19 protein-coding genes and 1 pseudogene are annotated in these 23336 nt (G+C 77.4%); 13 read left to right on the forward strand and 7 right to left on the reverse strand.

All coding sequences use genetic code 11. The annotated features are described in order from the left end of the window. Positions 1 to 75 precede the first annotated feature (75 nt). Positions 76 to 375 carry a DUF4193 domain-containing protein gene (locus ACRYMN_RS12975; protein WP_432495695.1) on the forward strand — a complete coding sequence of 100 codons (300 nt, stop codon included), beginning with the start codon at positions 76 to 78 and terminating at the stop codon, positions 373 to 375. A 49-nt stretch (positions 376 to 424) separates the two neighbouring features. Here ACRYMN_RS12975 and ACRYMN_RS12980 read toward each other — a convergent pair whose 3' ends face one another. Continuing rightward, the gene (locus ACRYMN_RS12980; RefSeq protein WP_432495697.1) at positions 425 to 916 is read right to left on the reverse strand and encodes a DUF3093 domain-containing protein; all 492 of its coding nucleotides are present in this window, start codon (positions 914 to 916) and stop codon (positions 425 to 427) included. Positions 917 to 988: 72 nt separating this feature from the next. Between ACRYMN_RS12980 and dut the strand changes: the two genes are divergently transcribed. From dut to ACRYMN_RS13000, 4 genes are all read left to right on the forward strand, one after another. Then, positions 989 to 1495: a dUTP diphosphatase gene (gene dut / locus ACRYMN_RS12985; RefSeq protein ID WP_432495742.1), complete on the forward strand. Its 507-nt coding sequence runs from the start codon at positions 989 to 991 to the stop codon at positions 1493 to 1495. Continuing rightward, positions 1492 to 2352: a DUF3710 domain-containing protein gene (locus ACRYMN_RS12990; RefSeq protein WP_432495700.1), complete on the forward strand. Its 861-nt coding sequence runs from the start codon at positions 1492 to 1494 to the stop codon at positions 2350 to 2352. Before dut ends, ACRYMN_RS12990 begins: the two co-directional genes overlap by 4 nt. A gap of 110 nt (positions 2353 to 2462) precedes the next feature. Then, on the forward strand, positions 2463 to 2855 hold the full coding sequence (locus tag ACRYMN_RS12995; RefSeq protein WP_432495703.1) for an OB-fold nucleic acid binding domain-containing protein: 393 nt from the start codon (positions 2463 to 2465) through the stop codon (positions 2853 to 2855). Beyond that, the gene (locus ACRYMN_RS13000; RefSeq protein ID WP_432495706.1) at positions 2852 to 3616 is read left to right on the forward strand and encodes a DUF3159 domain-containing protein; all 765 of its coding nucleotides are present in this window, start codon (positions 2852 to 2854) and stop codon (positions 3614 to 3616) included. The genes ACRYMN_RS12995 and ACRYMN_RS13000 overlap by 4 nt, the downstream gene beginning before the upstream one ends. Before the next feature lie 44 nt (positions 3617 to 3660). On the opposite strand, the gene ACRYMN_RS13005 is transcribed toward ACRYMN_RS13000, so the two are convergent. Further along, complete coding sequence (locus tag ACRYMN_RS13005; protein WP_432495709.1) at positions 3661 to 4320, reverse strand: potassium channel family protein; 660 nt, start codon at positions 4318 to 4320, stop codon at positions 3661 to 3663. After that, positions 4320 to 4985 carry a potassium channel family protein gene (locus ACRYMN_RS13010; RefSeq protein WP_432495712.1) on the reverse strand — a complete coding sequence of 222 codons (666 nt, stop codon included), beginning with the start codon at positions 4983 to 4985 and terminating at the stop codon, positions 4320 to 4322. Before ACRYMN_RS13010 ends, ACRYMN_RS13005 begins: the two co-directional genes overlap by 1 nt. 120 nt (positions 4986 to 5105) lie before the next feature. Between ACRYMN_RS13010 and ACRYMN_RS13015 the strand changes: the two genes are divergently transcribed. The 6 genes from ACRYMN_RS13015 (at position 5106) to ACRYMN_RS13040 (ending at position 15647) form a co-directional block, all read left to right on the forward strand. Then, on the forward strand, positions 5106 to 7223 hold the full coding sequence (locus ACRYMN_RS13015) for an APC family permease (RefSeq protein WP_432495715.1): 2118 nt from the start codon (positions 5106 to 5108) through the stop codon (positions 7221 to 7223). Next, positions 7220 to 8596, forward strand: a complete 1377-nt coding sequence (locus ACRYMN_RS13020; protein WP_432495717.1) for a class I SAM-dependent RNA methyltransferase — start codon at positions 7220 to 7222, stop codon at positions 8594 to 8596. The genes ACRYMN_RS13015 and ACRYMN_RS13020 overlap by 4 nt, the downstream gene beginning before the upstream one ends. A gap of 188 nt (positions 8597 to 8784) precedes the next feature. After that, on the forward strand, positions 8785 to 11634 hold the full coding sequence (locus ACRYMN_RS13025; protein ID WP_432495720.1) for an aconitate hydratase: 2850 nt from the start codon (positions 8785 to 8787) through the stop codon (positions 11632 to 11634). A gap of 385 nt (positions 11635 to 12019) precedes the next feature. Next, positions 12020 to 14257: a putative bifunctional diguanylate cyclase/phosphodiesterase gene (locus tag ACRYMN_RS13030; RefSeq protein WP_432495722.1), complete on the forward strand. Its 2238-nt coding sequence runs from the start codon at positions 12020 to 12022 to the stop codon at positions 14255 to 14257. Continuing rightward, entirely contained in the window at positions 14254 to 15168 is a 915-nt protein-coding gene (locus tag ACRYMN_RS13035) for an HDOD domain-containing protein (RefSeq protein ID WP_432495725.1), read from the forward strand. The genes ACRYMN_RS13030 and ACRYMN_RS13035 overlap by 4 nt, the downstream gene beginning before the upstream one ends. 98 nt (positions 15169 to 15266) lie before the next feature. Continuing rightward, positions 15267 to 15647: an ATP-binding protein gene (locus tag ACRYMN_RS13040; protein WP_432495727.1), complete on the forward strand. Its 381-nt coding sequence runs from the start codon at positions 15267 to 15269 to the stop codon at positions 15645 to 15647. Positions 15648 to 15673: 26 nt separating this feature from the next. Here ACRYMN_RS13040 and ACRYMN_RS13045 read toward each other — a convergent pair whose 3' ends face one another. Beyond that, positions 15674 to 16201 carry a TetR/AcrR family transcriptional regulator gene (locus tag ACRYMN_RS13045; protein WP_432495744.1) on the reverse strand — a complete coding sequence of 176 codons (528 nt, stop codon included), beginning with the start codon at positions 16199 to 16201 and terminating at the stop codon, positions 15674 to 15676. A 304-nt stretch (positions 16202 to 16505) separates the two neighbouring features. On the opposite strand from ACRYMN_RS13045, the gene ACRYMN_RS13050 reads away from it, so the two are divergent. After that, on the forward strand, positions 16506 to 17063 hold the full coding sequence (locus tag ACRYMN_RS13050) for an NAD(P)H-dependent oxidoreductase (RefSeq protein ID WP_432495730.1): 558 nt from the start codon (positions 16506 to 16508) through the stop codon (positions 17061 to 17063). A gap of 31 nt (positions 17064 to 17094) precedes the next feature. On the opposite strand, the gene ACRYMN_RS13055 is transcribed toward ACRYMN_RS13050, so the two are convergent. From ACRYMN_RS13055 to ACRYMN_RS13065, 3 genes are all read right to left on the reverse strand, one after another. After that, positions 17095 to 18573 carry a multicopper oxidase family protein gene (locus tag ACRYMN_RS13055; RefSeq protein WP_432495733.1) on the reverse strand — a complete coding sequence of 493 codons (1479 nt, stop codon included), beginning with the start codon at positions 18571 to 18573 and terminating at the stop codon, positions 17095 to 17097. Beyond that, positions 18566 to 19360, reverse strand: a complete 795-nt coding sequence (locus ACRYMN_RS13060; protein ID WP_432495735.1) for a cupredoxin domain-containing protein — start codon at positions 19358 to 19360, stop codon at positions 18566 to 18568. Before ACRYMN_RS13060 ends, ACRYMN_RS13055 begins: the two co-directional genes overlap by 8 nt. Positions 19361 to 19605: 245 nt before the next feature. Continuing rightward, on the reverse strand, positions 19606 to 20685 hold the full coding sequence (locus tag ACRYMN_RS13065) for a medium chain dehydrogenase/reductase family protein (RefSeq protein ID WP_432495737.1): 1080 nt from the start codon (positions 20683 to 20685) through the stop codon (positions 19606 to 19608). A gap of 236 nt (positions 20686 to 20921) precedes the next feature. Here ACRYMN_RS13065 and ACRYMN_RS13070 point away from each other — a divergent pair. Further along, positions 20922 to 23336: pseudogene (locus ACRYMN_RS13070) on the forward strand (hypothetical protein); the annotation flags it as partial.

A 23336-nucleotide genomic window follows, 5' to 3' on the forward strand; every position in this document is an offset into this window, starting at 1 on the left:
GGACGCGGGCATGATTCGGGGCCGTCCAGCGTTGAGCCGGCCGCAGGACCACGGGACACGGAGTGAGGCAGGGTCATGGCGACCGACTACGACGCACCGCGCAAGAACGACGACGAGCTCAACGAGGACTCCATCGAGGAGCTGAAGGCCCGTCGGACGGACAAGAGCTCGGGCGCCGTCGACGAGGACGAGACGGAGGCCGCGGAGGGCTTCGAGCTGCCCGGCGCGGACCTCTCCAACGAGGAGCTGTCGGTGCGGGTCCTCCCGCGCCAGCAGGACGAGTTCACGTGCACCAGCTGCTTCCTGGTGGTGCACCGCAGCCAGCTGCGCGAGAGCGCGGACGGCCGCGTCATCTGCACCGACTGCGCCGCCTGAGGCGCTGCGGACCGCCGGGACGGCTCGCCCCGGCGGTCCGGCCCGGTGCTCAGCGGCCGGCGCCGATGGCGTCGGCCAGCTCCCGCGGGCGGCGGGTGGAGACCACCCAGTAGGGCGCGGGGTCGTCCGGGTCGTCCAGGTGCACCCGCACGGCCGTGGGCACCCATGAGCGGATGGCCAGGTGCGCCCGGGCGTCCAGCTCCGGGCCCAGCACCGCCCGGCGCCGCTCGGCGGGCACGACGTCCACCCCGGAGACCACGCGCAGCGGCAGGCGCGCCCTGCCCACGCGCAGCTCCCCGCCGGAGACCTCCACGGTGCCGGCCAGGCTCAGCAGCACGCCCACGGCCAGCGCCGCGCCCACCAGCGCGCCCACCAGCGCGCCGCGCGGTCCGAAGACGGGCAGGGCGATGAACGCGCCGCCGGCCACGGCCGGCGTCCACGACAGCCAGGTCGTCACCGCCGGCCACCAGCGCTCGCGCCACGGGGGCGCCGCGGCGCCGTCGCCGCGGGCGCCGGGGCGGGTGGGGGCAGGACCGCTCACGGGGCACAGCGTCTCACGCGGCGGGTAGGGTCCAGACCCGTGGACCACGCCGACGCCGCCCCGGAGACCACCCTGGAGGTGGAGACCGTGCTGGCCGACCCGGCCGCGCTGCCGACCTACGCGCACCCCGGGGACGCGGGCGCCGACCTGAGCACCCGGGTGGACGTCGTCGTGCCCCCCGGCGGGCGCGCCACCGTCCCCACGGGCGTGTCCATCGCGCTGCCGGAGGGGTACGCCGCGTTCGTCGTGCCCCGCTCGGGCCTGGCCGCCCGCCGCGGGCTGACCACGCTGAACGCGCCGGGCACCGTCGACGCCGGCTACCGCGGGGAGATCCGCGTGACGCTGCACAACACCGACCCGCGCGAGGCGGTGGCGCTGCGCGCCGGCGACCGCGTGGCCCAGCTCGTCGTGCAGCGCGTCGAGCGCGTGCGCTTCCTGCCGGTGGCGCAGCTGCCGGCGTCGGTGCGCGGCGAGGGCGGTCACGGCTCCACGGGCGGCTCGGACGCGCTGGCCGACGGCCCCGCGCCGGCGCCCCACCACGCAGACCAGGGCACCACCACCGGGGAGGGACGACCGTGAGCCTGTTCCGCCGCAAGCGCGCGCAGAGCGACGAGGCCGAGGAGAGCACGAGCGGCACCGCGGGGGGTGAGCAGGTCCCGGGGGCCGCCGCCCCGGAGGGCGCCGCCGCCGGGGAGGGGACCGCCGCCGCGCCGGGCGCGGACGCGCCGGGCCCCGCGGACGGCGGCGCCGACGTCGCCGCAGGCACCGGGGACGCCGCGGACGCCGGTGCCGCCGCGACCGTCGCGGACCGCTCCGCCGGCCCCTTCGACGCCTCCGAGGTCCCCGCCGAGGACGGCCGCCTGCCGCTGGGCGGGCTGCGCCTGGCCGGGCGCGAGGGCATGGAGCTGCGCTTCGAGGTCGAGGAGGCCTCCCAGCGCGTCATCGCCGTCACCGTCGGGCTGGGCGGCTCCGCCGTGCAGCTGCAGGTCTTCGCCGCCCCGCGCAGCAGCGGGGTCTGGGAGGAGATCCGCACCGAGATCGCCGCGGCCGTCACCGCCCAGGGCGGCGCGGCCGAGGAGCGCACCGGCCCCTTCGGCGCGGAGCTGCTGTGCCGGCTGCCCGTGCGCACCGAGGACGGGCGCACCGCCCACCAGCCCACGCGCTTCGTCGGCGTGGACGGCCCGCGCTGGTTCCTGCGCGCGGTCTTCTCCGGCCCGGCCGCCTCCGACGAGCAGGCCGCCCGCGGCCTGGAGGACGTCGTGCGCGACGTGGTCGTGGTGCGCGGCGGCGAGGCCATGGCCCCGCGCGAGCTGATCCCGCTGGCGCTGCCGGACGCCTCCCGCGCCCGGCCGGCCCCGGCGCCGCAGGAGGCGGCGGACGGGCGCGAGGAGCTGCGGCCCTTCGAGCGCGGCCCGGAGATCACCGAGGTCCGCTGAGGTCCGCTGAGGTCCGCCGGGGCCCGCCGGGGGAGCTCCCCGGGCGGGCCCCGGCGTCCCGTCGGGTGGACCGGGTCGGCACGGGGCCGCGGGGGTCCTACCCTGGTGGTGTGTCGAAGTCGTCGGTGCTGAGCACGCCGCTGTGGCGTCGCGCGCTGCAGCGTTTCACCGCCTCGGAGTCGGACCTCGCGGCCCAGGAGGCCCAGGAGGACGCCGTGCGCCACGGCGGCACCCCTTGCGGGGCCGTCCCCAACCGCACCCGCGCCAGCGTCTGCGGGACGCTGCGCTCGGTCACCGCGCGCCCGCGTGGCGGCGTGCAGGCGCTGGAGGCGGAGCTGTTCGACGGCTCCGGCTCGGTGTCGCTGGTGTGGCTGGGGCGCCGGCGCATCGCCGGGGTCGAGCCCGGGCGCCGGCTGAAGGCGCGCGGCCTGGTCGCCGACGACGCCGGCCAGCGCGTGATCTTCAACCCGGAGTACGAGCTGTTCTGCCCGGACGGTCCGTGAGCGCAGCGGCGGGCGCGCCCGGCGCGCCCGACGCCCCGGTGCCCACCACCGTCGAGGAGGTCGTGCGCCACCGCCTCTCGGCGGCGCTGGGCGGCTGGCGCGGGCTGCTGGACTCCGCCGCCCCCGCCCTGGCCTTCCTCGTGGGCTGGCTGCTGACCTCTGACGTGCTGGTCTCGCTGGGCGCGTCCGCGGCGGTGCTGCTGGTGGCGCTGGTGGCGCGGGTGGCGCGGCGCGAGACCGTCCAGCACGCCCTGGGCGGCATCCTCACCACCGCCGTGGCGGCGTTCATCGCCTCGCGCACCGGCCGGGCCGCGGACGTCTTCCTGCCCGGCATCCTGCTCAACGCCGCCCTGGCCGTCGTCTTCGCCGTCTCCATGGCCGCGCGCTGGCCGGTGGTCGGCTTCGTCGTCGGCGCCGTCACCGAGGACCCCACCGGCTGGCGGCGCGACCGCGGCGTGGTCGCGCTGTGCCAGAAGCTCACCGCCCTGCTGCTGGCCGGCTACGTGGTGCGCGTGGCGGTGCAGCTGCCGCTGTACCTGGCCGACCGCGCCAGCGGCGGCGGGTGGACCACCGAGCTGGCGGTGAGCAAGCTGCTGCTGGGCTGGCCGCTGCTGGTGGTCGGCGTGCTCGTCGCCGGCGGGGTGCTGCTGCGCGGGCGCACCCCGCTGCAGCCGGAGGACGGCCCGGACGCCGCGGACGCCCAGGACGGGCCGGACGCCCAGGACGCCGCGGACGCCCGGGACGCCGCCGGGCGCGGCTGACCCCCGGGCGCGCGGGGCGCCCGGGGTGCACGGGCGCCCGGGGGTCAGCGCGCGCCGAGCAGGGTGCGCAGCTCCGCCTCCGCGTCGGGGACGCTGAGGAACATCAGGTGGTCCCCGGCCTCGAGCACGTCGTCGGGGCTGGGGGCGATGGGCCGCTCCCCGCGCACGATCGCCACGAGCACCGCGTCGGGCGGCAGCACGACCTGGCCGACGGTGCGGCCCACCACGGGGCTGGCCGCGTCCAGGGTGTACTCGGCCATCGAGGTGTTGGCCTGCTGGAAGGTGAACAGGCGCACCAGCTCGCCGACGCTGACCGCCTCCTCCACCAGCGCCGTCATCAGGCGCGGGGTGGACACGGCCACGTCCACCCCCCAGGCCTCGTCGAAGAGCCACTCGTTCTTGGGGTTGTTCACCCGCGCGACGGTGCGCGGCACGCCGTACTCGGTCTTGGCCAGCAGGGAGACGACGAGGTTGGCCTTGTCGTCGCCGGTGGCGGCGACCACGACGTCGCAGTCGGCCAGCTCGGCCTCGTCCAGGCTGGAGATCTCGCAGGCGTCGGCCAGCAGCCACTGCGCGTCGGGGACGCTGGTGACCTTCATGGCGGCGGGGGAGCGGTCCACCAGCAGCACCCGGTGGGAGTTGGCCAGCAGCTCGCGGGCGATGGAGCGCCCCACGATCCCGGCACCGGCGATGACGACGCGCATCAGGCACCCTCCTCCGGCGCGGCGGCCAGCACGGCGGTGGCGGCCGCGGTGCGCTCCTCGGCGACGACGACGTGGACCAGGTCGCCCTCCTGGTGCACGGTGCCCTTCACCGGCACCAGCCCGCGGCCCAGGCGGGTCACGTAGGCCACGCGCACCCCGGCGGCGGCCTCCAGCGCGTGCAGGGGCCGGCCCACCCACCCCTCGTGCACGGGCGCCTCCAGCATCACCACGCGCCCGCTGGCGTCGCGGAACTCGCTCAGGGCCCCCTCGGGCACCAGGCGGCGCAGCACCTGGTCGGCGGTCCAGCGCACGGTGGCGATGGTGGGGATGCCCAGGCGCTCGTAGACCTCGGCGCGGCCGGGGTCGTAGATGCGCGCCACGACGGTCTCCACGCCGAACTTCTCGCGGGCCACCCGCGCGGCCAGCACGTTGGAGTTGTCCCCGGAGGAGACGGCGGCGAAGGCGTCGGCCTGGTGGATGCCGGCCTCGACGAGGGTGTCGTGGTCGAAGCCGACGCCGGTGACGCGCCGCCCGGCGAAGGAGGTGCCCAGGCGGCGGAAGGCGTCGGCGTCCTGGTCGACGACGGCCACGCTGTGCCCGCGCTGCTCCACGGTGAGGGCCAGGGTGGAGCCCACGCGGCCACACCCCATGATCACGAAGTGCACGGCCCCTCCGGTGCGTCCTGTGCTGCGCGGCGCCGGCTCCTGCGGGCGCCCCGGGCCGCGACGCTACCGCCTCGCCCGCGCGCCCGCCGCACCGCCCGCTCGGGCTTAGCATCGGTGGACGTGCCCTCTGTGACGGACGCGGTCAAGCGCGTGCTCGTCGGCCGGCCGTTCCGCAGCGAACGCCTGTCCGAGACCCTCCTGCGCAAGCGCATCGCGCTGCCGGTGTTCGCCTCCGACGCCCTCAGCTCGGTCGCGTACGCGCCCGACGAGGTCTTCCTGACGCTGTCGATCGCGGGCATCGCCGCCTACGCGTTCTCGCCGTGGATCGCGCTGGCGGTCGTGGTGGTCATGCTCGTCGTGGTCGCCTCCTACCGGCAGAACGTGCACGCCTACCCCTCCGGCGGCGGCGACTACGAGGTCGCCACGGTCAACCTGGGCCCGAACGCGGGCCTGACGGTGGGCAGCGCCCTGCTGGTGGACTACGTGCTCACCGTGGCGGTGTCCATCTCCTCCGGGGCCCAGTACGCCGCCACCGCGATCCCGCTGCTGCGCGGGCACGAGGCGCTCTTCGCGGTGGTCCTGGTGGTGCTGCTGATGACGGTGAACCTGCGCGGCATCCGCGAGAGCGGCACCGCCTTCGCCGTGCCCACCTACATCTTCATGTTCTCGATCATCGGCATGGCGCTGTGGGGCTTCGGGCGGTACCTGTTCGGCGAGCTGCCGCAGGCGCCCAGCGCCGGCTTCGAGCTGGCCGCCGAGCACGACATCTCCGGCGGCCTGACCAGCCTGGCGGGCGCCTTCCTGATCCTGCGGGCGTTCTCCTCGGGCGCGGCCGCCCTGACGGGCGTGGAGGCCATCAGCAACGGCGTGCCGGCCTTCCGCAAGCCCAAGAGCCGCAACGCGGCGACCACGCTGCTGCTGCTGGGCCTGATCAGCGTGACGATGCTCGTCAGCATCATCACCCTGGCCAACCTCACCCGCGTGCGCTTCGCCGAGGACCCCGCCGTGCAGCTGCTGCGCGACGGGGTGCCGGTGGGCGACTCCTACGTGCAGGACCCGATCATCGGCCAGCTCGCGGCGACCGTCTTCGACCACTTCACGATCGCCTTCTACCTGGTGACCGCCGCCACCGGCGTGATCCTCGTGCTGGCGGCCAACACCGCGTTCAACGGCTTCCCGGTGCTGGCCTCGATCCTGGCCCGCGACGGCTACCTGCCCAAGCAGCTGCACACCCGCGGCGACCGGCTGGCGTTCTCCAACGGCATCATCGCCCTGGCCGGGGCGGCGATCGTGCTCATCCTCGCCTTCGACGCGCAGGTCACCCGCCTGATCCAGCTGTACATCGTCGGCGTCTTCGTCTCCTTCACGATGAGCCAGACCGGCATGATCCGGCACTGGACGCGCCTGCTGCGCACCGAGGCGGACCCCTCCGCGCGCGGGCGCATGAAGCGCTCGCGGGTCATCAACTCCATCGGCCTGGGCCTGACCGGGCTGGTGCTGGTCATCGTGCTGCTGACGAAGTTCACCCAGGGCGCCTGGATCGCCATCCTCGCCATGGTGGTGATCTTCGCCAACATGAAGCTCATCCGCCGGCACTACACCTCGGTGAGCCGGGAGCTGGCCATCGCCGAGGACGCCGGGGCCAAGGCGCTGCCCACCGGCGTGCGCAGCGTGGTGCTCGTCTCCAAGCTGCACAAGCCCACGCTGCGGGCGCTGGCCTACGCGCGCGCGGCGCGCCCCACCGACCTGCAGGCCGTCACCGTCGCGGTCGACCCGGAGGAGACCGCGGCGCTGCAGGCGCGCTGGGACGCCCTGGGCCTGCCGATCCCGCTGACCGTCCTGGACTCGCCCTACCGCGAGATCAGCCGGCCCGTCGTCGAGCACGTCAAGGCGCTGCGCGCGCGCCACCCGCGCGACCTGGTGACGGTCTACGTGCCCGAGTACGTCGTGGGCCACTGGTGGGAGACGCTCCTGCACAACCAGTCCGCCCTGCGCCTGCGCGCGCGGCTGCGCTACACCCCCGGGGTCATGGTGGCCAGCGTGCCCTGGCAGCTGAGCAGCTCCGAGGGCATGGAGGAGCGCACCGACCGCTCCGCGCCCGGCCTGGTGCGCCGGGGGGCCTTCGGCCCCACGCCCGCGCGCCCGGAGGCGTCCTCCCCGAACGCCGTCACGCCGCCCGCGAGCGGGTCCGGCGGGTCCGGGGGGTCCGGCGACGGTGAGCACGAGGGGGTCCGGTGAGCCGCCCCGCGCGCGCCGCCGCCCCCGGAGCGAGCCGCGGCCGGCGCACCCGCCGGGCGCCCGAGCGGGGCGCGGACCGCACCGGCACCGAGTTCGAGGTCGAGGTCGGCCCGGTCGCCCACGGCGGGCACTGCGTGGCCCGGCACGAGGGCCGGGTCGTCTTCGTGCGCCACGCCCTGCCCGGCGAGCGGGTGCTGGCCCGCGTCACCGAGGGCTCGGACGGCTCGAGGTTCTGGCGCGCCGACGCGGTGCGGGTGCTGCGCGCCGACGCCGACCGCGTCGAGCAGCCCTGCCCGGTGGCCCGCCCGGGGCTGTGCGGCGGGTGCGACTTCCAGCACGTCGCGCTGCCGCGCCAGCGCGCGCTGAAGGCGCAGGTGGTCGCCGAGCAGCTGCGGCGCCTGGCCGGGCTGGAGCTCGCCGTGCGGGTCGAGGAGGTCCCGCTGCCGGCGGGGGCGCCCGAGCCGGGGGCGGAGGGGCTGCGCTGGCGCACCCGCACGCAGTTCGCCGTGGACGCCGAGGGTCGCACGGGGCTGCGCGAGCACCGCTCCCACGAGGTCGTGCCGCTGGCGGACTGCCCGATCTCCACCCCGGCCGTCGTCGGCAGCGGGGTGCTGGCGCAGCGCTTCGGCAACGTGGAGTCGGTGGAGGTGGCGGCCGGCTCGGACGGCGGCGACCCGCTGGTCGTCGTCACCCCCAGCGCCGGCGCGCACGCGCACCTGCCCAGGCTGCCGGGCGCCTCGGTGGCCGTGCGCACCCCCGAGGGCCTGCACCGCGTCAGCGGGCGCACCTGGGTGGGCGAGCGGGTGCCGGTGCGCGGGGAGGAGCTGTCCTTCCGCGTCAGCGGCGCGGGGTTCTGGCAGGTGCACGCGGGCGCGGGCGCCGCGCTGACCGCGGCCGTGCTGGAGGCGCTGCAGCCGCGCCCGGGCGAGCGCGTGCTGGACCTGTACGCCGGGGCGGGGCTGTTCACCGCCGTGCTGGCGCGCGCGGTCGGCGAAGAGGGCTCGGTGCTGGCCGTGGAGGGCGAGGCGCGCGCCGTGCGCGACGCGCGACGCACCCTGCACGACGCCCCGCAGGTGGAGCTGTGGGAGGGCGACGTGGCCGAGGCGCTGGCCGAGCCGGAGCTGGCCGGCGCCGAGGTGGACCTGGTGGTGCTGGACCCGCCGCGCGCGGGGGCCGGGCGCACGGCGGTGGCGGGCATCGCGGCGCTGCGGCCGCGGGCGGTGGCGTACGTCGCCTGCGACCCGGCGGCGCTGGCGCGCGACCTGGCGACCTTCGCCGAGCACGGCTACGCGCTGGAGGGCCTGCGCGCCCTCGACCTGTTCCCGATGACGCACCACGTGGAGTGCGTGGCGCACCTGGTGCCCGCCGGCTGAGCCGGGCTCGCCAGCGCGCGGGGCGCGCGCGCCGGCGCGCAGCCGGGTGCGCGGTGGTATCTTGACGTCGAGATAAGTGGTCGCGGCCCGGTGGGGTGCCGCTCCGCGCGGGCGGCGCGGGTGGCAGCATCGGTCCGGACGCCCGACCCGCGACGACGACGAAGCGGACGACGAGTGAGGAGCTCACGGTGAGCAGCCAGAACAGCTTCCAAGCCAAGGCTACCCTAACGGTGGGCGGCACCGACTACACGATCTTCCGCCTGTCGGCGGTCGAGGGCGCGCAGGAGCTGCCCTTCAGCCTGAAGGTGCTGCTGGAGAACCTGCTGCGCACCGAGGACGGCGCGAACATCACCGCCGACCACATCCGCGCGCTGGGCGGCTGGGACCCCTCGGCGCAGCCGGACACCGAGATCCAGTTCACCCCCGCCCGCGTGATCATGCAGGACTTCACCGGCGTGCCCTGCATCGTCGACCTGGCCACCATGCGCGAGGCCGTCGCCGAGCTCGGCGGCGACCCCACCAAGGTCAACCCGCTGTCGCCGGCCGAGCTCGTCATCGACCACTCCGTCATCGCCGACGTCTTCGGGCGCCCCGACGCCTTCGAGCAGAACGTCGAGATCGAGTACGGCCGCAACCGCGAGCGCTACCAGTTCCTGCGCTGGGGCCAGACGGCCTTCGACGACTTCAAGGTCGTGCCCCCCGGCACCGGCATCGTCCACCAGGTCAACATCGAGCACCTGGCCCGCGTCGTCTTCGAGCGCGAGGTCGGCGGCGAGCTGCAGGCCTACCCCGACACCCTGGTGGGCACCGACTCGCACACCACGATGGTCAACGGCCTCGGCGTGCTCGGCTGGGGCGTCGGCGGCATCGAGGCCGAGGCCGCGATGCTCGGCCAGCCGGTCTCGATGCTCATCCCGCGCGTGGTCGGCTTCAAGCTCTCCGGCTCCATCCCGGCCGGCGCGACCGCCACCGACGTCGTGCTGACGATCACCGAGGTGCTGCGCAAGCACGGCGTCGTGGGCAAGTTCGTGGAGTTCTACGGCGAGGGCGTCGGCGCCGTGCCGCTGGCCAACCGCGCCACCATCGGCAACATGAGCCCGGAGTTCGGCTCCACCGCGGCGATCTTCCCGATCGACGACGTCACGCTGGACTACCTGCGCCTGACCGGGCGCAGCGAGGAGCAGGTCGCCCTCGTCGAGGCCTACACCAGGGAGCAGGGCCTCTGGCACGACCCCTCGCGCGAGGCGCGCTACTCCGAGTACCTCGAGCTGGACCTGTCCACGGTCGTGCCCAGCATCGCCGGCCCCAAGCGCCCGCAGGACCGCATCGTGCTCACCGAGGCCAAGGAGGCGTTCCGCGCCGCCCTGGCCGACTACGTCGCCGACGAGGTGCCCGCGGGCAACGTGGCGTCCAGCGCGCACAGCGACGCGGTCGACGCGGTCGCCGGCTCCTCCCAGGACGAGGCCAGCGCCGAGAGCTTCCCCGCCTCCGACGCGCCCTCCGCCTCGCACACCGACGAGCGCGACGTGCCCGCCGCCCCCGGGCACGCCAGCGGCCGCCCCTCCAAGCGGGTCGCCGTGACGATGGCCGACGGCACCACCGCCGAGATCGACCACGGCGCCGTCGCCATCGCCTCGATCACCAGCTGCACCAACACCTCCAACCCCTCGGTGATGGTGGCCGCCGCGCTGCTGGCCAAGAACGCCGTCGAGCGCGGCCTGACCCGCAAGCCGTGGGTGAAGACCTCCCTGGCCCCCGGCTCGAAGGTCGTCACCGACTACTACGAGAAGGCCGGGTTGACCCCGTACCTGGAGAAGCTGGGCTTCCACCTCGTCGGGTACGGCTGCGTCACCTGCATCGGCAACTCCGGCCCGCTGCCCGAGGAGGTCTCCGCCGCGGTCCAGGAGAACGACCTGGCGGTGACCGCGGTGCTCTCGGGCAACCGCAACTTCGAGGGCCGGATCAACCCGGACGTGAAGATGAACTACCTCGCCTCCCCGCCGCTGGTCATCGCCTACGCGATCGCCGGCACGATGGACTGGGACGTGGAGCACGACCCCATCGGGCAGGACGAGTCCGGCGCCGACGTCTTCCTGCGCGACATCTGGCCCGACGCGGCCGAGGTCGAGCGGGTCATCGGCGAGGCCATCAGCAAGGACATGTTCGTCAAGGACTACGCCGACGTCTTCGCCGGCGACGAGCGCTGGCAGGGCCTGCCCACCCCCGAGGGCGACACCTTCGCCTGGGACGCCCAGTCCACCTACGTGCGCAAGCCCCCCTACTTCGAGGGCATGCGGGCGCAGCCGGCGCCGGTCACCGACATCACCGGCGCGCGCGTGCTGGCGCTGCTGGGCGACTCGGTGACCACCGACCACATCTCCCCGGCCGGTTCCATCAAGCCCGACAGCCCCGCCGGTACGTACCTCTCCGAGCACGGCGTCGAGCGCGCGGACTTCAACTCCTACGGCTCGCGCCGCGGCAACCACGAGGTGATGATCCGCGGCACCTTCGCCAACATCCGGCTGCGCAACCTGCTGCTGGACGGCGTCTCGGGCGGCTTCACCCGCGACTACACCCGCGGCGGGGAGCAGACCACCATCTACGACGCCGCGCAGAACTACGCCGCCGCCGGAACCCCGCTGGTCGTGCTGGGCGGCAAGGAGTACGGCTCGGGCTCCTCGCGCGACTGGGCCGCCAAGGGCACCGCCCTGCTGGGCGTCAAGGCCGTCATCACCGAGAGCTTCGAGCGCATCCACCGCTCGAACCTCATCGGGATGGGCGTGGTGCCGCTGCAGTTCCCCGCCGGCGAGAGCGCGGCGTCGCTGGGCCTGGACGGCACCGAGACCTTCGACGTCACCGGCATCACCGAGCTCAACGAGGGCCGCACCCCGCGCACCGTGCGCGTGAGCGCCACGAAGGAGGACGGCTCCACCGTCGCCTTCGACGCGGTCGTGCGCATCGACACCCCCGGCGAGGCGGACTACTACCGCAACGGCGGCATCCTGCAGTACGTGCTGCGCTCGCTCACGAACGCCTGACGAGCACCCGGCGCGCACCCGCCGCGCGGCGGGGGAGGGCGGTCACCCGAGGTGGGGTGGCCGCCCTCCGGCGCGCCCGGGGCCCCGCACCCGCGCGCCGTCGCGCGCTGCCCCCGCGCGCCGTCGCGCGCTGCCCCCGCGCGCCGTCGCGCGCTGCCCCCGCGCGCCGTCGCGCGCTGCCCCCGCGCGCCGTCGCGCGCTGCCCCCGCGCGCCGTCGCGCGCTGCCCCCGCGCGTCGTCGCGCGCTGCCCCCGCGCGTCGTCGCGCAGCGTCGCCGCCCTCACCCGTCCGGGTGCACCCGGGGGTCAAGGCGGGTGCGGCGCGTGCCGATGGGGTTGCTGTGCGGGCCCACGCGGGGAGGCCGCCGGAGCGGACGGGGCGAGGGTTGTTCGACGAGGTGTGGCGCAGCCAGGGCGAGGACGTCGCCCCCGGGGTCGTCGCCGCCCTGCTGCACCTGGCGGCCGCCGGGGACCGGCCCGTGCTGGTCGTCTCCCGGCCGCGCCCGCCCGAGGCGCCCGAGCGCCCGCGCGTGCGCTGGTCGAACGCGCCCCTGGCCGACGTGCTGGGCGTGGCGCCGGCCGACCTGCAGGACCTGCCGGTCGAGCGCGTGCTGCGCGGCGCGGGCGCGCCCGGCGCGCTGGTGCGCGAGCGCTGCACCCGCTTCGCCGTCGAGGCGGTCACCGCCTCCGGCGCGGTGCGCGCGGTGGAGGTCGCCGCCTGGCCGGTGCCCGAGCGCGTCAGCGGTTTCGGCGCGGTCTCCGAGCGCCTGCACGTGGACCTGGCGCTGGCCGCGGAGGACCACTGGGTGCTGCAGCTGGTGGCCCCCGACGACGAGCGCTCCCGCGCGGCGCTGCGCGCGGCCGAGGAGCGCTTCACCACCCTGGCCCAGGACTCCCCGGTGCCCACCGTCGTCTCCGACGTCGGCGCGCGCCTGTCGCGCGTCAACGACGCCTTCGCCGTCCTGCTGGGCGTGCCGGCCGACCAGCTGCACGGCACCGGCTGGCTGGCGCACGTGCCCGACGAGGAGCGCGACCGCGTCGCGCAGGCCGTCGCCGACGTGCTGGCCGGTGAGCGCGTCGCCTTCGAGACCCGGCTGCGCACGGCCGACGGCCTGGTGCGCTGGGTCGCGGTGCGCCTGGCGCCCAGCCGCACCCCCGGTCACGGCGCCGGTTTCGTCGGCACCGTCGAGGACGTCACCGACCGGCGCGCGCGCGAGCGGCGCCTGGCCTACCAGGCCCAGCACGACCTGCTGACGGGCCTGGCGAACCGCCTGGCGCTGCTGGACCACCTCGGCGAGCTGCTCGCCGGGGGCGCGCGCACCCCGGCCGGGGTCCTCATGGTGGACCTGGACGACTTCAAGACCGTCAACGACGGCCTGGGCCCGGAGGCCGGCGACGCGGTGCTGGTGGAGGTCGGGCGCCGCCTGGCGCGCGCCGTGCGCACCGGCGACCTCGTCGCGCGCCCCGGCGGCGACGAGTTCGTCCTGGTGTGCCACGACCTGCCCGACGAGGCCGCCGTGCAGGCCACCGCCCGCCGGGTGCTGGAGTGCCTGGTGGCGCCGGTGGAGGTCAACGGGCTGAGCCTGCGGGTGGCGGCCAGCGTCGGCGTGGTGCTGCTCGACGGCGCCCCCGGCGGTGCGGAGGAGGTGGTGCGCGACGTGGGCATCGCCACCCACGAGGCCAAGGCCGCCGGCGGCGGGCGCTGGGCCGTGCTCGACGAGGACGTGCGCCAGCGCGCCCGGCGCTCCCTGCGCCTGGTGGCCGACCTGCGCGAGGCGCTGGCGCGCGGCGCCCTCGACGTGCACTACCAGCCGGTGGTGCGCCCGGGCACGCCCACCCGCCCCGGCGGGCTGCTGCTGTCGGTGGAGGCGCTGGCCCGCTGGCGCCACCCGGAGCTGGGCCCGATCGACCCGCAGACCTTCATCGAGGTCGCCGAGCGCGCCAACCTCGTGCCGGTGCTGGACGCGCACGTGCTGGCCGTGGCGTGCCGGGACCTGGCCGCCTGGCGCGCCGCCGCCACCGCCGAGGGCCTGGCGCACGTCCCGCGCCGGGTCGCGGTGAACGTCTCGGCCGTCAGCCTGTCGGCGGAGGGCTTCGCCGAGGGCGTGCGCCGCACCGTCGCCGGCGCCGGCCTGCAGCTGGAGGACGTGTGCCTGGAGGTCACCGAGACCGCCCTGGCCAGCGACCTGCGCGCCTGCCGCGCCGTGCTGGAGGAGCTGCGCCGCGAGGGCGCGCGCGTGGCCATCGACGACTTCGGCACCGGCTACTCCTCGCTGTCGTACCTGGTGGGCCTGCCGGTGGACCACCTGAAGGTGGACCGCTCCTTCGTGCGCGACCTGCGCGGCGGGCGGGCGGGCGGTGCGCGCGGCGGCCCGGCGCGCGCCGTGGCCGCGGCCGTGGTGACCCTGGCGCGCACCCTGGGCCTGGACGTTGTGGCCGAGGGCGTGGAGACGCCCGAGCAGAACGCGGTGCTCGTGGAGCTGGGCTGCGAGGCGGTGCAGGGGTACCTGTACGCGCGGCCCATGCCCCGCGAGGAGCTGTGGGCGGTGCTGCGCGGCGGGGGCGTGCTCGACCCCGACCCGGCCGCGCCGGGGCTGCCCGCCCCCCGGCAGGTGAGCGCGTGAACGCCCCGCGCCCGCGCACCGGCGCCGCCGCGCGCGGCGCGCACCCCGCCGCGCCCACCGCGCCCACCGCGGCCCCGGTGCCCGCGGGCACCTCCGTGGTGGCGGAGGGCGCCGTCGACGTGCTCGGGCGCGTCAGCGCCGCGCTGGACGACCTGCCCGCGCACCGCCCCGTCGCCGCGCGCGTGATCGCCCAGGCCGACGACCACCGCTCCGACGCGCGCTCGCTGGGCCAGACGCTCAGCTACGACCCGGCGCTGACGGCCAAGGTGCTGCGCCTGGCGAACTCGGCGTACTTCGGCCTCAGCGGCCGCGTCTCCGCCCCGGCGTTCGCCGTGACCGTCGTGGGCTTCTCCACCGTGCGCAGCCTGGCGGTGGCCGCCATGGCGGGCCTGGAGGAGGTGCCCGAGTCGCTGGGGGGCTTCTGGGAGCGCAGCGTGCTCACCGCCGTCACCGCCGGCGAGGTGGCCGGGCGCGTCGGCGTGCGCGCCCCCGACGCCTTCAGCCTGGGCCTGCTGGCGCGCCTGGGGCAGGCGCTGCTGGTGCGCTGCGACCCGGTGCGCTACCCGGAGCTGCTGGCCGCGGCCGGCGACCGCGAGGAGCTGCTGGCCGCGGAGGTGCGCCGCTACGGCTCGACGCACACCCGCGTCTCCGCCGAGGCGCTGGCGGCCTGGTCCTTCCCCGACGAGCTGTCCGCGGCGCTGGCGCAGGTCGACGCGCCCGGCTGGGCCGCGCCCCTGGCGGTGTGCGTGCGCCTGGGGGTGGAGCTGTCCGAGCGGCTGCTGGACCCCGGGCGCACCCCGCGCCCGGCCGGCCACCTCAGCGGCGGGCGAGTCGACGACGCGGAGCTGGACGCGCTGCGCAGCCGGGTGCAGCACGTGGCGCAGGACATGCTGCGCCTGCTGGCGAGCTGACCGCCGTGCCGGCGGGCGGCGGGGCCGGCCGTGCGCCCGGCCGTGCGCCCGGCGAGCCCCACCGCGCACGGACGGGGTGCGCCGGGCAGGATGGCCGCGTGTGCGAGGCGACCCCCGATGCTGAGATCTCCCTGCCGGATCACGAGCACTCGGCGCGCCGGGCCCGCACCTTCCTCTCGGAGGCCTACTGCGCGGTGCACCACGCCCGCGTGCTCGACGAGGCGCAGCTGCTCGTCTCGGAGCTGGTGACCAACGCCGTGCGCCACGGCGGCCCGCCCGTGCGGGTGCGCGTGCACTGCGACGGCTCCGACGGGCTGCAGGTGTCCGTCTCCGACGGCGACCCGCGCCCGCCGGTGCGCCGCGACGTCGCGCCCGAGGCCGAGGGCGGGCGCGGGGTCGCCCTGGTGGACATCCTCTCCGACCGCTGGGGCGTCGAGCGCGTCCCCTCCGGCAAGACGGTCTGGTTCGTCCTGTCCTGACCCCCGCCCGAGCCCGGGCGCGGCGCCTACCGCCGGGCGTGCGCGGCGGTGCGCCGCACCAGGTCCGCCCACCCGTCGCCGAGGCGGTCGGCTCCGAGGTTGCGCACCCCCGCCAGGTGCGCGGCCATCGGCGCCTCCAGGCAGGCCAGCAGGAAGAAGGCCAGCACGTCCCGGTCGCCGGGCACGTGCGCGGCGCGCAGCAGCACTCGCACGTGCATGCGCGCGAAGTCCGCGGAGGGGTCCTGGCCGCCGCGCAGGTCCGCCTCGGCCGCGCGCAGCAGGTCGCCGCGCTCGGCGAGGAAGCGCAGCCGGTGCCGGCCGAAGGCCTCCAGGCGCTCCAGCGGGTCCGCGCCCGGGCCCAGCGGGGGCGGGCCGGAGAGCACCTCCTGCTGGAAGGAGCGCTCGAACTCGTCGAGCAGCGCGGCGAACAGGCCCGAGCGCGAGCCGAAGCGGCGGAAGACGGTGCCCTTGCCCACGCCGGCGCGCGCGGCCAGGCGGTCCATGCTGAAGCCCGCCACGCCCACCTCCTGCACCAGGCCGCGCGCCGCGCACATCAGCGCCTCGCGGTTGCGCGAGGCGTCGGCGCGCACGGGCCCGCGAGCGGGTCCGAGCAGGGTCAGCGGTCGTGCCACCCGCCGAGCGTAGGCCCGCCGGGCCGGTGCGCGGCGACGCGCGGGCGGGTGAGCCGGCACCGCCCCGGTTGACGGCACGGGCGGGGTGGGCGCTATGGTCGAAGACATGCGGACCGCGGTCCGCATCGAAGCCCGCGGGGCGCGCCGTCCGCGCGTCCCGCCCCGCACCGCCGCGGCCGACACCGCCGGCCGCGCCACGCCCCGACGCCCCTCCCGAGGAGTTCCCGTGACCGACGTCCTGGTCCTGGTGGGCAGCCTGCGCGCCGCCTCCGTCAACCGCCGCATCGCCGAGACCGCCGTGCACCTCGCGCCCGCGGGGGCGCACCTGCACGTGTACGAGGGGCTGGGTGAGCTGCCCCTCTACAACGAGGACATCGACGTGGAGGGCGCCACGCCCCCCCAGGTCGAGGCCCTGCGCGCGGCCGTCGCCGCCGCCGACGCGATCCTCGTGGTCACCCCCGAGCACAACGGCACCATCCCCGCCGCGCTGAAGAACGCCGCGGACTGGGCCTCGCGCCCGTACGGCGCCAGCTCCCTGTCCGGCAAGCCGACCGCGGTCGTCGGCAGCGCGTTCGGCCAGTACGGCGGCGTGTGGGCGCAGGACGACGCGCGCAAGGTGTTCGGCATCGCCGGCGCGCGCGTGCTCGCCGAGGCCACCATGGCCATCCCCGAGTCCGTGGTGCGCTTCGCCGAGGCCCACCCCAAGGACGACACCGAGGTGACCGAGAAGCTCACCGCCGTCCTCGACGCGCTGCTGAGCGCCACCGAGCCCGTCGCGGCCTGAGCACCGCTGCGCCGGCGCGCCGGGGAGCGCCTCACCGGGCCCCCGGCGCGCCGGGCGCACCAGCGCCCCCCGGGGCGTCGAGCACGTCCAGCACGCCCATCATCCCCATGTCCTCGTGCGAGGCGACGTGGCAGTGGAACACCGTGCGCCCTGCGGGCCCGGAGAACTCCACCGCCAGCCGCACCGACTCGCCCGGCCGCACCGGGACCGTGTCGCGCCACCCGCGCTCCACGGGGGCGACGGGCGCCCCGTCGCGCTGCAGGACGCGGAACGGGTGGGTGTGCAGGTGGAACGGGTGGTCGGTGGTGTGCTCGTTGACCACCTCCCACACCTCCACCGTGCCGCGCCGGGCCGTGACGTCCGCCGGCCCCGAGGCCGCGCGCTCGTGGTCGAACGCGCGGCCGTCGACCGTGAAACCCCCCGCGGGGTCCGCGTCCAGCACGATCCGGCGCGCGACCGGCGCACCCGGCGCGGTCGCCGGGTGCGCCGGCGCCGTCGTGGGCAGCCGTGCGGGCAGCGGCGGCGCGGTGCGCCGCACCCGCGTCTCCAGGGCCAGCAGCACCTGCTCCGGCGCCCCGGCGCCGCCGTCGGCGTAGGGCGAGAAACCCAGCGCGCGCAGTTCCGAGCGACCGGGTGCGGCGGTGTCCACGAGCAGTTCCACCCGGCCCCCGGGCGGCAGCAGGAACTCCGGCACCGGCTCCACCCGCGTCAGCGGGTGCCCGTCCACGGCCAGCACGTGCACCGGCGCCGGTGCGCCGGCGGCGACCAGCCCGAGCAGCAGGTGGTCGTCGGAGGTGGCGTTGACCACCCGCAGCCGGGTGCGCCCCGAGGTCGTCTCCAGCACCGGCCGCCGAACCCCGCCGACGAGGAGCTCCCCGCCGGCGGTGGTGCCGCCGGTGACCACGAGGACGCGGTCGTCGCAGTCGGCCAGCTCCGGCAGCTCGTCGAGGGGGCCGGTCACCAGCAGCGCCCCGGCCAGCCCGGCGGAGACCTGCCGGGAGACGTCGCCGTGCGGGTGCGGGTGGTACCAGTGGATCCCGGCCGTGCCTGGCACGAGGGGGAACTCGTGCACGCTCGTGCCGCCGTCGGGCACCGTCTCCAGCGGGCGGTCCACCGCGGGGTCCAGGGGCAGGCCGTGCACGTGCAGGCTGCTCGGGGCCCCGGTCGCGTTGCGCAGCGTCAGCCGGGCGGTGTCGCCCTCGCGCAGCCGCAGCAGCGGGCCGGGGTTCGTGCCGCCGTACGCCAGCCCCGTCCCGGCGGGGGCGGCCACCAGGTCGGTGGCCAGCACCCCGCCGGGACCGGTGCTCCAGACCGCTTCCGCCGCAGCGGGCAGGGCCGGGCCGTCGACCCCGGCCGCGCCGCGGCGGCGCAGCAGCGGGTAGGAGGCGGCCGAACCGCCGCCCAGCAGGGCCGCGGCGCCCAGCGCCAGCGCGGTGCGCCGGGAGGGCCGCGCAGGGGTCCGGGCGCCGGTCCGGGCGTCGGGCCGGGTACCGGGCCGGGTCTCAGCCATGGTGGTGCCCCCCGGCGGGCACGGAGGTCGTCGCCGCGGCCGGTGCGCTCGCGCCCTCGACCGTGGCGCCCGTGCCGACCACGGTCAGGCGGCCCTCCATGCCCTCCTCCAGGTGGTCCCCGGCGGTGCAGGTGATGCGGTAGGTGCCCGGCGCCACGTCGAGCACCACGGTGCGCTCGCGCCCGCTGGGCACCAGCACGTCCACGCCCAGCTCCTCCAGCGCGAACGTGTGCGCGTCGTCGGAGGTGTTCGTGAACCGCAGCGCCACGGTGCCGGCCTCGGCGCGCAGCTGCGAGGGGCCGAACCGGTAGTTCGTCATCGACACCGCGGGCAGTTCGCGCACCTGCGCGGCGGTGAGGTCACCGGTGTGCGCCGTCTGCGGGCTGAGCACCAGCACCAGCGCCGCGGTCACCGCCGAGAGCGCGGTGGCTGCCGCCGCCAGCGGCAGCACCGCGCGCCGCCCGGGGCCGCGGCCGCCGGCCGCCGTCGCGGCGGCCGCCGCGAACGCCGTGCCCAGCGCCACCACCTGCACCGCCGCCACGGCGAACGGTACGAGGTCGCCGGGGCGCGAGAGGTCGAAGGACAGCTCCGCCGCCCGCAGCGCCGCGACCGCCGGCACCACGACCAGGGCGGGCAGCGCCGCCCGGCGCCGCCTCGAGCGCAGCGCCAGCGCGGCACCCAGCGGGAGGACGGCGATCGCCGCCATCCCGGGGTTCGGGGTTCCCGCCAGGACGGTGTGCGCGACGACGGTGGTGGCCGCGACCACCGCGAGCGCGGCGCTCGCCACGGCCCGCGCCGGGTCGCCGCGCCGGCCGCCGGGCTCCGCAGGTGCCGCGGGGGTGCTGCGGTCGTGGTCTCGGGGGTCTCGGGGGTCTCGGGGGTCTCGGGGGTCTCGGGGGGAGGTGGTGGTTCCGACGGTGCTCACGGTGCTCTCCTCGGGTCGGGTTCGTGGGTCTCTCGGGCTCGTCGGGTCTCTCGGGTTCCGGGTTTCGGTGGTTCGAGGGTTCGAGGGTTCGGGTGGGTTCCCGGGCTTCAGGAGGCGTCGGGCACCAGGACGACCTTCCCGGCGACCGTGCCGGACTCGGCCAGCCGCACGGCCTCGGCGACGCGGCTCAGCGGCAGCACGGCGGCGACCCTGGCCGGCAGCAGGCCGCGGGCGTGCAGGTCCAGCACCTGCCCCAGTTCGCTGCGCACGCGCGCGCGGAACCGCTCGGGGTCGCGCCGCCCGCCCCAGACGTCGAAGAAGGTCGCCCGGCGGCCGTCGGGCAGCGCGTTCCACCACGCCAGGCGCAGCACGAGCCGCAGCACGGGCAGGCGCGGGTTCCCGGTGACGTCGCGGGTGGCGGCGCTGCCGTAGGAGACGAGGGTGCCGCCGCGGCGCAGCAGCGCGCGGGAGGTGGCGATGCCGGGGCCGCCGACGTGGTCGAACACGGCGTCGACGCCGCCGGGGGCCAGGGCCCGCACCTGCGCGCCGAGGTCGCCGCGGTGGTCCACCGGTTCCACGCCGCGCTCGCGCAGCGCGTCGTGGTGGCGGGCGGAGGCGGAACCGATCACCCGCGCCCCGGCGAGCAGGGCGAGCTGCACCAGCAGGCCCCCGACGCCGCCGTTGGCCCCGAGCACGAGCACCGTCTGGCTGGCGCGGACCCGCGCCACGCGGTGCAGCATGCCCCACGCCGTCAGGCCGTTGACGCCGAAGGTGGCCGCGTCGACCGGACGCACGCCCTCCGGCACGGGCACCAGGTCGGCGGCCGTCAGCAGCGCGTGGGTGGCCCAGCCGCCCGTCTTCGTCATCGCCGCGACCCGGCGACCGACCAGGGAGGGGTCGGCGCCGGGCCCGACGGCGAGCACCGTGCCCACCAGGTCGTAACCGGGCACGAAGGGGAACGGCGGCTGGTCGTAGTACTTCCCGCGGCGCATCTGCTGCTCGGCGAAGGAGACGCCGCTGGCCTCGACCGCGACGAGCGCCTGCCCGGCGGCGGGAGCGGCCAGCGGCCGGTGCCGCAGCTGCAGGCCCTCCGGCTCGACGAGGCCGGGCAGGACCACCTCGGTGGCGGTGACCGCGGGCGCGGCGCCAGCGGTGGAGGTGCGGGGGGTGGGGCGGGTGGTGGTCACAGGGTCCTCCTGGTGAGTGATTGGTGAGTCACATCTGTGGTCGCACCGAGGGCTCCGCCGCGGTGGCGGAGGGGTGCTCGGGTGCCGTTCCTCGAGGGCCGCCGGGGTGGTGCGCCCGTCGGGGCGTTGCGGCCTGGTTTGAGTGAGTGAACACTCACAACAGGGGGCGTGTCAACCCCCGTTGCGGGAGGGCGCGGTGGGCGGGGGTGCGGGGCGCGGGTGGGTACGTTGCCACCGTGAGCACCGAGCCAGGCCCGCAGCACGCCGACCTCCTGGCCGCCCTGGCCGGCGACCCCGCCGCCGCGGCGCCGTCCACCGCCCCTGCTCCCGCACCCGCCGAGGTGGCCGGGGCCGAGGGGGACGACGGCGCCGGCGAGGACTTGGCGCTGCCCGTGCCCGGGCTCACCTCCGCGCACCGGCGCGCCGTGGCCGCCGCGCTGAGCGGCGCCCCGGTCCTGGTGGACACCGGCGCCGACCCCTCCGCCGCGCCGCTGACCGCCGCGCTGCTGGCCGCCCTGGCCGCCCGTGGCCGGCGCGTCCTGCACCTGCCCGGCCCCCTGACCGGTCCGGACGTGCGCGAGGAGCTGCAGCGCGCGAGGCTGACCGCCCTGCTGGGCGAGGACGGGCCGGGCGAGGACGGGCCGGGCCGGGAGGGACCCGGCGACCCGGACGGGGCGGGCGGGGCGGGCGGGGCGGCGGGTGACGAGCAGCGCCCGCAGGAGCTGAGCGCGCGCCTGGCCCGCTACGCCGCGGACCTGCACGCCCGCCCCGGCGACGGCGGCCCGAGCGCGTTCGAGGCGCTGGCCGAGCTCGCCGAGCTGCGCGCCGGGCACGTGCGCCCCCCGCTGCTGCCGGCGGCCGCCGCCTGGGACGAGCCCGAGCGCGCCGAGGTGGCCGCGCTGCTGGGGGCCGAGCCCGTCGCGGTGGCGGTCCCCCTCGGCTCGGAGGAGGACGTCGAGCGCCGCGCCGGTGCGCTGCAGCGGCTGCCCGGGGCGCTGGACGCGCTGGGCGCCCTGACGGGCCGCCTGGGCGCCGAGCTGTCCTGGTCGCCGCTGGTCACCCTGGGCGACGCCGAGGCGGCCGTGCCGCTGCTCGAGCGCGCCGAGGCCGCCGCCCGCACCTACGTGCCGCTGGCCCTGACCGCCGACCTGGAGCAGGCGCGCGCGGTCTTCACCCAGCAGCAGCGCTCGTTCCTCAGCGCCGAGGAGCGCAACCGCCGCCGCGAGGTGCGCCGGCTGTCCGCGCTGCGCCACGACGGCGCCTTCGGGCTGCGCGACGTGGAGGAGCTGCAGCGCCTGCGCGCGGACTGGTCCCGGCACGCCCCCGGGGCGCCGCGCGCGTGGGACGGGCGCGGGGAGCTGGCCCGGCTCCTGGGCGAGGTGCGCACCCTGCTCGCCGCGGCCGGCGAGCTGCCGGCGCCCCTGCCGCAGGACGCCGACGCCGTGGAGCTGGTGCAGCTGCCGGCCCTGGGCGAGCGCGCCGGCGCAGCGCACGCGGCCCTGCTGCGCGAGCGCCGCCGCGCGCGCCTGGACGAGCAGGGCCTGGCGGAGCTGCGGGCGGCGGTGCCCGCCGGCGCCGACGCCGCCGACGTCACCCGCCTGGTGCGCGGGGCGTGGTTGCGCGCCCGCGCCGAGGCCGCCCTGAGCGCTCTGGAGGCCGCCGGGCCGGCCGCCGCGGCCGGTGAGCTGCGCGCCGTGCGGGCGCGCACCCGCCTGGCCGCCGCCCGCGCCCTGCGCGCCGCCCTGGCCGACGGCTCCGCCCCCCGCGTCGTCCTCGCCGGCGGCCCCGGCGACGCGCGGGACGACGGCCCCGACGCCCCCTCCGACGACCTCTCCGACGTCGCCTTCGACGTCCTCGTCGTCGCCGACGCGCACACCCGCCCGGCCGAGGACGTGCTCGCCGCGGCGCGCCGGGCGCGCACCCTTGTCCTCGTGGGCGACGCCTCCGCCGCCGGCACCGGCGACGGCTCGGCCTGGAGCGCCCTGGCCGACCGCGTCCCCGTGCACCGCACCGCCGCACCCGCGCCGCCGCAGGACCCGGCCACCGCGTCGCTGCGGGCCGTCGTGGCCGCGTCGCTGCGCGCGGCCGGGCTGGCCGTGGCCACCGGGCCCGTCGTGGCCGGGCGCACCGTGGACCTGCTGCTGGGCGCAGACCCCGCCGGTGGCGGTGACGGTGACAGTGACGGTGACAGTGACGGCGGCGGTGACGGCGGCGGCGTCGGTGCGGGCGCGGCGGCGCTCGCCGTCGAGCTGGACGGCGCCGGGTACGCCGCCCTGCCCACGGTGCACGACCGGGAGGTCGCCCGCCCCGAGCAGCTCGAGCGGGCCGGGCTGCGCGTGCTGCGGCTGTGGAGCACCGCGTGGGCCCGCGACCCGCGCGGGGAGGTCCAGCGCGTCGTGGAGGCGCTGCGCAGCGCCCGCGAAGAGGCCGAACGCGCTGCCCGCGAAGAGGCCGAACGCGCTGCCCGCGAAGAGGCCGAACGCGCTGCCCGCGAAGAGGCCGAACGCGCTGCCCGCGAAGAGGCCGAACGCACTGCCCGCGAAGAGGCCGAACGCGCTGCCCGCGAAGAGGCCGAACGCGCTGCCCGCGAAGAGGCCGAACGCGCTGCCCGCGAAGAGGCCGAACGCGCTGCCCGCGAAGAGGCCGAACGC

Source organism: Kineococcus gypseus (assembly GCF_050871305.1).
Taxonomy (GTDB): Bacteria; Actinomycetota; Actinomycetes; order Actinomycetales; family Kineococcaceae; genus Kineococcus; species Kineococcus gypseus.